The following is a 6257-nucleotide window of genomic DNA, read 5'->3' on the forward strand; positions in this document are numbered from 1 at the left end:
CCCGATGGTTAACCGTAAGCCTGCAATCAGCGTGGTCATTCCGGCATTCAATGGTGCGGCGTTCCTGCCCAGGTCCATTGGCAGCGTACTCGGACAGATTTTCCCAGATTTTGAGCTTATCGTCGTGGACGACGGCTCCACTGACGATACTTCTGAGGTCGTGAAGGCTTACCTCGGCGACAAGCGCGTTCGGTACCTTTACCAGCCGAACAAAGGCTTGCCGGGGGCCAGAAATACCGGAATTAATGAGTCCGCGGCAGACCTCATATCATTCCTTGATTGCGATGATGAATGGCTGCCTGAAAAGCTCTCTCTCCAGTTCGCCGCGATGGCGGACTCCGCGTTCAGCGCCTGCTATGGCGCGGCGAGGTTTGTGTTGCCTGGCGGCCAAACGAAGGTGATGCGCGGAATTCAGCGGGAACCCAGGGAGCTCTATCGGCAACTGCTTTTCAAAAATGTTCTTTACGGGGCAACGTCCTCTATTGTTGTGCGAAGGGAGTGCTTCGACCGCCTGGGACCTTTCGATGAGCGCCTCGTCTCCTGCGAAGACCGGGACATGTGGCTCCGCCTCTCCAAAGAGGACAGAATCAAGTACATCGACCAGGAACTGATAAGGTTTGAAAGGACGCGCCCGGACGCAATGACGAAGAACCGCGTGAAAATGGCCGAGGGCAGGATCGGCCTCCTGGAGAACATCGAACAGGGAATCTCGACGGACTGCCGGCGCCTCCTGCCGCGGGTACGCTGGTGGCACTATAGACGCATCGCCGCGCTGCTGGCTAATGACCGGCCCGCGGAAAGTCGAAAATATGCAATTAAGGCAATCACAGCTTCGTGGCGCGCGGATAGCGAGGCCCTCCAGTCAATTCGACTTCTCGGGCGAGGCCTGCTTCCCGCACGCCTGGTCAAAAAGGCCCGGCCGCTACCAGCGGCCGGCCGCAATGACGACGACTAAGACCAATCAGAGGATGTCGACGCCAGCAGTCCCAAATAAACAGTACCGCTTCGTCCTTACCGGCGGCCCGGGCGCGGGCAAGACCACCCTGGTGGAGCACCTGTCCTCGATGGGCTTCGCGACCGTGCGAGAGGCCGCAAGGGACATAATCACGGAGCAGGTCCGGCTTGGCTCAGACGTGCTTCCATGGAAAGATACGATATCGTTCCAGCGGCATGTCCTGGCCCTGCAGCTAACGCGAGAGGCGGAGATAGACTCCGAAATGGCCTTCCTGGACAGGGGCACGCCGGACGGCCTGGCCTATATCCGGCACTACGGGCACACCCCCTTCCCTGAGATACTGGACAGTGCCCGGGACCGCTACACCGTCGCATTCCTGCTTGACCTGGTAGACGCCCGGAACATCGACCCGCTACGCGAAGAGTCCAGGGCGACCGCCGCGCGGATCCATGCCTTCATAAGGCAGGTGTACTCGGAACTAGGCTACGGTATCATCGAAGTGCCTGTGCTCCCCGTCCCTGAGCGGGCAGAATTCGTCATCGAGGCCGCCCGCCGGTCCACCGCCGGTCGGCGAAGCCCATGAACCCACGCTCGATTTATTGTAGAATTTTTCAGCACGCCCAACTAATATGCCAATGCGGCAGTCCGCAGGCGCTGGAGGCCCCAATTAAATGACCGAAGCCAAGTCCCCCACATCGCTTATCACCGGAGGCGCCGGATTCCTCGGCTCCCACCTGTGTGAAAAGCTCCTGTCGGTCGGACATTCCGTGATCTGCATGGACAACCTGATCACCGGCACGGACGACAATATCCGGCACCTTGTCGGCAACCCCAAATTCACCCTCGTCCATCACGATGTTACCCACCCGATCAACCTGGGGGACCTCCTGCGGGCCGCCGGTCACCCGAACCCGGACGTGCGGGTAGACTACCTCCTGCACTTCGCCAGCCCGGCCAGCCCGAAGGATTACGCCCGGCACCCTATCCACACCCTCAAGGTGGGCGCGCTCGGCACCTACTACGCTCTCGGCCTCGCGCGGGCGCACAAGTCCCGCTTCCTGCTCGCCTCCAGCTCAGAGGTCTACGGCGACCCCGAGGTCAACCCCCAGCCCGAGTCCTACTACGGCCACGTGAACCCCGTCGGTTCTCGCAGCGTCTACGACGAAGCCAAGCGCTTCGCCGAGGCCATCAGCAGCGCTTACCTGCACACGCACAACCTTGATGTACGTATTGCCCGTTTATTCAATACGTACGGCCCGCGCATGCGCGTAAACGACGGCCGCGCCGTACCCGCCTTCATGACCCAGGCCATACGTAACGAGCCCGTCACAGTGTACGGAGACGGCTCCCAAACCCGCTCACTCACCTACGTAGACGATACGGTAGAAGGCCTCTACCGCCTCCTCATGGTCGACCGAAAGCCCAACGACGAGCTCATCTGCAACATCGGTAACCCCGAGGAAGTCACCATCCTGGAAGTCGCGCAGGAGATCATTGCGCTGACCGGCAGCTCCAGCAAGATCGTATTCAGCCCGCTGCCGAAGGATGACCCCCTAGTGCGGCGGCCGGACCTGACGCGCACAAGGAAGCTGCTGGGCTGGGAGCCGCGCGTGCCGCGCAAGGAAGGCCTCGCGAAGGTTGTGCCTTACTTCATGGAGAAGGTCGGCAAGGTACCGGCCTGAACCGCAGCTGCTCACTTGGTTTGTCGATGCCGTTGACGCCGCCTGAATAAACCAAAACCTACTCGGGGGTCAGCCTTTATGCGCCGCTTATTCATTTGGATATACCAGAGGTTCCCTAACAGCCTCCGCATGTCGGCGAAGCGAAGGCTGAATCTAATAGCATGGCGTTATTTTGAGTCTGGAATTGTCAGTATCGATAGGAGCGCGTCTCCTCAATGGCTTCTCGCCAAGGAAGTAGTGCCATACGACATCCCTTTACATCAGCGAGCACGGTTGATCGCTGGTGATAGTGCGCGGGGCACCGAAAGAGATCTCCTCGTCTATCGACTGCAGGGGATCCCACCTAAATGTCAAAAACGGGATGGTACGTGTTGAAGATGCCAAGATACTCGCCGAATCGACCACCAAGTCTCGACCCTCACGAATAGAAGTCATGCTGGGTCCAACGGAAACCAGCAAGGCAAGGACTCTGACAGGTGGGACTTTCGCTACGATTTCCACGCAGTTTGACCGAAACTACTACCATTGGTTTATAGATACTCTTCCAAGACTACGACTCATCGAAACCGCGGCTCGGTCTGCTATCACGGTTTTGATCCCTGGCGACTTGAAAGCCTATCAAACGAAGTCCCTGTTTTGGCTTTTGCCGCCGAATATGAGGCTCTAATGCATAGATGGGCACCCGGTGGTCCGATTGGAAGAGATGCTCTTACCCACCTACATACGTGATCGGACCAACCTGTACGTGCCTCATGAGTTCCTGGACTATGTCCGCCAGGCCGTCTTTAGACATGTCCCCGTGGGAACTTCATCCTCACCTCGTCGAATTTATGTTTCCCGCTCAATGGCAAGCCGCCGCAGAGTCATTAACGAGGCCGAAGTCGTCGAATGCCTGTCGGCATACGGAATTGGTGTCGTCAACTCGGAGATTCTATCCCTGGAAGAGCAAGTCAGGTTGTTTCGGCAGGCGGAATTGATAGTCGGACCGCATGGAGCCGGCCTCACAAACATGTTGTTCTCACAACATGCCAAGGTTATCGAGTTCCTTGGAGACCCGAATCCATCGGCCCGCCATTTTGTGCGACTCGCCGCCACGTTGGGTCACGAGCATCACTTCGTCCAGGTTAGACAAAAGAGCAAGAATGAGGACATGTTTGTAGATATCGACGTTCTGAAAAGGCGTTTGGACTCGCTGATAGGGTAGTCGTGCGAGCGAAGGCTTTTGCGGAACGTGGTAATCTAATAGTTAGAATACATGCGCGTCTTTAAGACGTAAGACTCCGATTTCCCAGAGGTGTCCCGCCTATGCCTGCCTCCATTGAGGTGGTTATCCCGGTCCTGAACGAGGAGAAGGACCTGCCTCCAAGCATCGCAAAGCTGCACGGCTTCATGGAGCAGGCTTTTCCGGGCCGCGATTGGCGCATCACGGTCATGGACAACGGGTCGACGGACTCCACGCCTGATGTCGCTACGCGGCTGTCCAGCGAGTTCAACAATGTGGGCTGGGTGCGCATGGAGCAGCGCGGGCGCGGTCGCGCGGTGAAGCGGCGCTGGCTGGAGAGCAAGGCCGACATTGTCAGCTACATGGACGTTGACCTCTCCACCGACCTCAACCATTTCCCTCAGCTTGTTGGGGCGATCGAGCATGACGGCGCGGATATCGCCATTGGCTCGCGCCTGATGAAGGGTTCGAAAGTGATCAACCGGCCTCCTCACCGCGAGGTCACGGCGCGGGGATACAGCACCATCTTCCGGGTGACTTTCCTGACAAAGTTCCACGATGCGCAGTGCGGCTTCAAAGCCATATCCCGTAAAGCGGCGGACGAGCTCCTTCCACTCGTGCAGGACACCGGGTGGTTCTTCGACACGGAGCTTCTGATCATCGCCGAGAAGAACCGGTACACGATCAAAGAAGTCCCTGTGAAATGGACGGACGATCCCGACAGTCGCGTCAAGATCATCAAGACTGCAATCTACGACCTCAAGGGCCTCGCACGACTCAAATTCGGTGGGCTGAAGCGCGCTTCACGCGCCCTGAAGGCTGGCAAGGGCGCCGGCGCCACGCGCATGGCGCCGAGCTAGGCGCAGGCCGGTAAGCGCCCACCATCTCCATGACAATACCGCATGCCTGATCGCGTACTTTTCGTCGCCTACACCGCAGACTGGACCGGCCCATCCAACAGCCTCCTCCTACTCATTCGCCATCTGGGCAAGCGGGTAGACCCGCTTGTAGTGATGCCGGGCGAGGGACTGCTCGCCGAAGCTCTTCGCGCGGAGAGAATACCTTACGTTTCGGTCAAGTCCCTGGGCACCGCGTCCATACCGGGGCTGCGCAGGCTGATCAAGCGACGAGGTATCGAGCTGGTCTACGCTAACACCGCCAGCCGCGTATCGCGTAATGCGCTCGTGGCCTCCCGGCTGGCCGGAAGGCCGTTTATCTGCCATGTCCGGAGTATGGGCTGGAAGAAGAAATGGACCGAGTTGGGCTTCTTGAAGTACTCGAACGCCGTGATTGCCGTCTCCGAGGCCTGCGGCAAGTCCGTCGAGCGGTTTTGCCGGCCCGGACGGCTCCATGTTATTCACAACGGCGTAGAGATCGATTCGATGGCCGTCCCTGACCGTCAGGGTGCTCGTCGTCACCTTGAGGCCGTCGCCGGCCTGCCAGCGGACGCATTTGCGATAATCAGTGTCTCCCACATCTCGCAGCGCAAGGGGTCCATAGAGGCAGTACGTGCGTTTTCAACTGTAGCATCGTCTGACTCCCGCGCTCACCTCATCCTCGTCGGAAGCCTTCACCGTGAGCCGGCGTATGTTGACGCTGTGAGGAAGGAGATTGCGCAAGGCGGACTCCAGAAGCGGGTTTGCCTGACGGGATTCCGGGAAGATGCTATCCGGCTCATGCAGGGCGCCGACCTTTTTCTGCACACGGCTGCCTCCGACCCTCACCCTCGCTCTGTCGTCGAGGCAATGGCCTGCAGGCTGCCTGTGGTAGCCTATTCCGTGGACGGCGTTGCAGAAACCGTGGAGAACGGGGTAACAGGCATGCTGGTCCCCCACGGCGACCTGAACGCTCTGGCAGCGTCTCTAAAGGCAGTCATGAGTGACCCTGGGTCGATCGCCTCGATGCGCACGTCCGGCCCAGAGATTGCCCGGTCGCGTTTTTCAGCTACCGCCACGGCAAACGGCGTGGCCGCAATCATGTCAATGCTCAGTGACTTTGTCAGTCTTACTGCTCAGTGATTTTGTCAGTACGACTGGTTTTGGTTGAATCAGTCTCGATCTCCAAGGGTGATCTGGAGCTGGCTTTCGATCCTTGGGCGTGGAGATGGGCGTGCTGGAGACGGACCCGTCTCCAGCACGCCCATCTCCACGCTTGCCCGCCTGAGCTTTTCTTCGCCTTGCTCGCAGGACTGCGGGTCTTAGGGGAGCAATCGTGCTGGCCAGCTCACGCCCCTTGTGCATGACCACGATGCGCCCGTCCAGCCGCTCCTGTACCTCTACGGTCGCCCTGGCGTATGTGCTCCGCTCGCTGTCAGGCTCGATCTGCAGGTCCTCTCCACCAAAGCTCACCGTGTTATCCGCGGCCACTGTCCGCTGGTATCGGAAGCACAGCACACTGT

General features: G+C 59.1%; 6 protein-coding genes. All 6 read left to right on the forward strand.

The window, feature by feature from the left end:
• Positions 1-4: 4 nt before the first annotated feature.
• The 6 genes from FJ319_08260 (at position 5) to FJ319_08285 (ending at position 5877) form a co-directional block, all read left to right on the forward strand.
• Positions 5-955, forward strand: a complete 951-nt coding sequence (locus FJ319_08260; GenBank protein MBM3934278.1) for a glycosyltransferase — start codon at positions 5-7, stop codon at positions 953-955.
• Positions 783-1538: an ATP-binding protein gene (locus FJ319_08265; protein MBM3934279.1), complete on the forward strand. Its 756-nt coding sequence runs from the start codon at positions 783-785 to the stop codon at positions 1536-1538. Before FJ319_08260 ends, FJ319_08265 begins: the two co-directional genes overlap by 173 nt.
• A gap of 88 nt (positions 1539-1626) precedes the next feature.
• Positions 1627-2637: an SDR family oxidoreductase gene (locus FJ319_08270; GenBank protein ID MBM3934280.1), complete on the forward strand. Its 1011-nt coding sequence runs from the start codon at positions 1627-1629 to the stop codon at positions 2635-2637.
• A gap of 694 nt (positions 2638-3331) precedes the next feature.
• Entirely contained in the window at positions 3332-3841 is a 510-nt protein-coding gene (locus FJ319_08275) for a glycosyltransferase family 61 protein (GenBank protein ID MBM3934281.1), read from the forward strand.
• Between the two features lie 101 nt (positions 3842-3942).
• Positions 3943-4719, forward strand: a complete 777-nt coding sequence (locus FJ319_08280) for a glycosyltransferase family 2 protein (protein MBM3934282.1) — start codon at positions 3943-3945, stop codon at positions 4717-4719.
• A 42-nt stretch (positions 4720-4761) separates the two neighbouring features.
• The gene (locus tag FJ319_08285; protein MBM3934283.1) at positions 4762-5877 is read left to right on the forward strand and encodes a glycosyltransferase; all 1116 of its coding nucleotides are present in this window, start codon (positions 4762-4764) and stop codon (positions 5875-5877) included.
• Positions 5878-6257 lie beyond the last annotated feature (380 nt).

The sequence above is a fragment of the SAR202 cluster bacterium genome (genome assembly GCA_016872355.1).
GTDB lineage: Bacteria > Chloroflexota > Dehalococcoidia > Lucifugimonadales > VGZY01 > VGZY01.

Coding starts and splice junctions, on each gene's coding strand:
- FJ319_08270 (MBM3934280.1), top strand. CDS start 1,627: ATGACCGAAGCCAAGTCCCCCACATCGCTTATCACCGGAGGCGCCGGA.
- FJ319_08285 (MBM3934283.1), top strand. CDS start 4,762: ATGCCTGATCGCGTACTTTTCGTCGCCTACACCGCAGACTGGACCGGC.
- FJ319_08265 (MBM3934279.1), top strand. CDS start 783: ATGACCGGCCCGCGGAAAGTCGAAAATATGCAATTAAGGCAATCACAG.
- FJ319_08260 (MBM3934278.1), top strand. CDS start 5: ATGGTTAACCGTAAGCCTGCAATCAGCGTGGTCATTCCGGCATTCAAT.
- FJ319_08280 (MBM3934282.1), top strand. CDS start 3,943: ATGCCTGCCTCCATTGAGGTGGTTATCCCGGTCCTGAACGAGGAGAAG.